At 61.8% G+C, this 3,504-nt stretch carries 3 pseudogenes; all 3 read left to right on the forward strand.

The features are described 5' to 3' along the window. Positions 1-438: 438 nt before the first annotated feature. Positions 439-1,356: pseudogene (locus NKI95_RS33990) on the forward strand (transposase family protein); the annotation flags it as partial. A gap of 47 nt (positions 1,357-1,403) precedes the next feature. Then, a pseudogene (locus tag NKI95_RS33995) lies at positions 1,404-2,525 on the forward strand (transposase); the annotation flags it as partial. 131 nt (positions 2,526-2,656) lie between these two features. Beyond that, a pseudogene (gene istA / locus NKI95_RS34000) lies at positions 2,657-3,431 on the forward strand (IS21 family transposase); the annotation flags it as partial. Positions 3,432-3,504 lie beyond the last annotated feature (73 nt).

Here is a 3,504-nt window from a genome sequence, read left to right on the forward strand (position 1 = left end):
CATCAATGCCCGTCGTGCCGCACCTGGCGCGCTTTGAGGCGGAACTCGGCATTCCTGTTATTTCCAGTACACAGGCGATGGCGTGGCACGCCCTCAAGCTCGCGGGTTACAGTAAGCCGATAGACGGCTACGGTCAGCTTCTGCAAGCCTCGCGGGGATGACAGGACAATTGGGTACTGCGGCAATTTGGAGGTTAAGCTTGATAAGCGCTACGCTTCACAGGATGTTTCACGGCAACGGGTGCGCCGCAGTCTTGGACATGCGCTGGTCGCACGTGAACTTTGTGCAAGCCATCTGACGTGTTGATTGCGGAAAATCGCGGGTCTTGCAGTGTCAATTTCTATGTCTGCGCCTATGAGAGCCGGCTCGGGAAAACTGGACAGGGGATTACGAGGTGGAATCTTTGCCTGAACGCGGCAGCCGGGAATAGGAGAGACCATGACGAAACGCCCCCGCCGTAACCACAGCCTGACTTCAAGGCCAAGGTGGCACTGCCGCGATCCGAGGCGAGAAGACCCTGATCGAGCTGTCGCACACATTCACCCCACCAGATCAAGCAGTGGAAGGACCTGCTTCTGGAGGGCGCGTTCGGAGTGTTCGGCGACGAGGCGAAGTCTGCGCCGGCGGCTTCGGCCGTGGATGTGAAAACGCTGCACGCCAAGATAGGTGAACTGGCGCTGGAGAACGACGTTTTAGCCGGCGCGCTCAAAAAGGCCGGGTTGCTGAGCGCAAGGAAATGATCGACCGCTGCCACGGTCTTTCGATCGCCCGTCAGGCCACCGCTCTCGGAATCAGCCGACGCAGCGTCTTTACATGGGGCGACCCGTTCCCGCCGCCGACCTGGCGCTGATGCGCCGATCGACGAATTGCATCCCGACTACCTTTCGCGGGAAGCCGGATGCTGCAGGCTCTCTTGAAGACGGATGGCCACAGCGTCGGCAGGCGTCACGTCGCCACGCTGGCGAAGAAGATAGAATCGGGGCGCTCTACCGCCGCCCGAACACCTCAAAGCCGGCGCCGGGGCACAAGATCTATCCGTATCTCCTGCGCAGCCTTCCCGTCACCCGGCCCGCCCAGGTCTGGGCGATGGACATCACATACATTCCGATGGCGCGGCTACGCCGCGTTCCGTCCTGGCGGCTGTCGATCACGCTGGAAAGGGCATTCTGGATCGAGGTCGGCATGGCAACCCGACATCTTCAACACCGACCAGGGTTCGCAGTTCACCTCCATCGACTTCATCAAGATGGTGAAGGACACCGAAATCGCCATCTCCATGGACGGCAAGGGGCGCGTGGCGCGACAACGTCTTCGTCGAGCGGCTATGGAGAACCCATCAAATACGAGGAGGTTTACTGGGCGGATTCAACGGTCGTCGCAACACCTGGCCGAAGGAGGTTGCGATGGGCATCCAAAAGCGACGATCACACCAGTCCGGACGAGCGCCGTTGCCGTCACCGGGACGGCCGCCAGTAGCGGGGCGATCTAAACTCCAGTGATTCTGGTTGGGATTGCGCAGGAATGACCAGCGAGGATGCTGCGGTGACGGGTGGCATGTCGCAGCCAGTGGGAACCAGATTGTTCCGACAGGCGGGCCGCATGCCACCAGCGATGTTCAGATCTTCCACCAAGCCGCCGTCCTGGCGGTATCTCTCGTTCGGGGAACGCGAGGAGATCGCACTGCTTCGCGTTCAGGGTCTTTCGAGACGCGAGATCGGCAGTCGCCCTGGCCGATCCGCCTCGACAATCTCCCGCGAGCTACGACGCAACGCCGCGACGCGCAGCTGCGGCCTGGAGTATCGTGCGTCGACTGCTCAATGGCACGCTAAGCGATCGGCCCGTCGGCCCAAACCCGACCAAGCTTGCGCTCAACATCACCTTGCGCACTTATGTTGAGCAGCGACTGGCGGGCGTCATCATGACCCCGAGTGGCGCTGCCGTTCCTGGTCCCTCCGTTCGTGGAAGGGCCGCCGGCATGGCCCGCGAAAGGATCTGCGGTGGGCAAAAATCGCCCGACGCTTGCCGACCGACTTCCTGGACGAACCTCGATGCGCATCAGCCACGAAGCCATCTACCAGGCCCTCTTCGTTCAGGGCCGGGGAGCGCTACGCTGGGAACTGTCGCCCTGCTTGGGAACGGGGCGCGTGTTGCGAGTCCCCAGGGCGCGTGTACGCCGGCGCGGCAAGAGCTTTGTCTCGCTGGAGACTTGATCAATGCCCCGCTGAAGCGGCCGATCGCGCGGTGGCTGGTCACCGGGAGAGAGACCTCATCCTCGGTCTTGGCAGTTCGGCGATCGGCACGCTGGTCGAGCGTACGACGCGCTCAACGATGCTATTCCATCTCCCCGGCTTGCGGAGCATGGCGAAACTCCGTGCATGAAGAATGGATCCGCTCTCGCGAGACACGGAGCTGAAGCCGTGCGCGACGCTATTACGCGCACCATCATCACCGTGCCTGAAGAACTGCGCCGTTCGCTTACTTGGGTGCGTATTTCAGACGATCGTGAGCACGGATTTCACCGCATCGTGAGCACGGATTTCACGGGATCATGAGCAACGATTTCGCGGGATCGTGAGCAGCTTTTCGAAGGTGCTGGACGCTTCGGCCGACAACTCAGCCAGTCTACAGGATGCCTCGTTCAAAACGAGGAAGCCTGATGCCAACCCAGAGATTGTCGATGCGCCGGATCAGAGAAGTTTTACGTCTAAGACATGTTCAAGGACTGACCGAGCGCGTCATCGCGCGCACGCTCGGGGTCAGCAATGGCGTCGTCCACGGTTATTTGCGACGCGCCCGTCTTGCCGGGCTGAACTGGCCGCTGCCCGAAGGGATGGATGACGAAGGCCTTGAGCTGCTGCTCTTCCCAGCGCCGAAGGCGGCCTCGCAAAGCCTTCGGCGGCCGGTGCCATTGGAGCTATGTGGAGAAGGAGTTGCGCCGGCGCGGCGTAACGCGGGTGCTGCTGTGGGAAGAGTATCGTGCCGCCAATCCCGACGGTTTTGGCTATACGTGGTTTTGCACGACCTTCGAGGCCCGGAAAGGGCGGGCGCGCCCGACGATGCGCCAGACCCACCTGGGCGGCGAGAAGGTGTTCGTCGATTTCGCCGGCGACACCATCGACATCTTCGACCCCATCACCGGCGAAGCGCACGCCATGAAGCTGTTCGTCGCAGCGATGGGCGCCTCGAACTATACCTACGCCGAGGCGTGCCCGAGCGAGAGCCTGCCCGACTGGATCGGCGTGCATACAGATCTTTTCGCCTTTCTGGGCGGCGTGCCGAAGTTCCTGATCTGCGATAATCTCAAGGCCGCCGTCACCAACCCCGATCGCTACGACCCCGATCTCAACCGGACCTATGCGGAGATGGCGAGCCATTACGGCACCGCAGTTCTCGCAGCCAGGCCGAGACGCCCGAAGGATAAGGCAATTGTTTCATAGTGAGTCCTGTTCGGTTGATGGCACGGTAATTGAGGCACGGCGGGCGGGAACGGCGTTTCGGCCCGGG

This window comes from Mesorhizobium sp. M0306 (genome assembly GCF_040321655.1).
Taxonomy (GTDB): Bacteria; Pseudomonadota; Alphaproteobacteria; order Rhizobiales; family Rhizobiaceae; genus Mesorhizobium.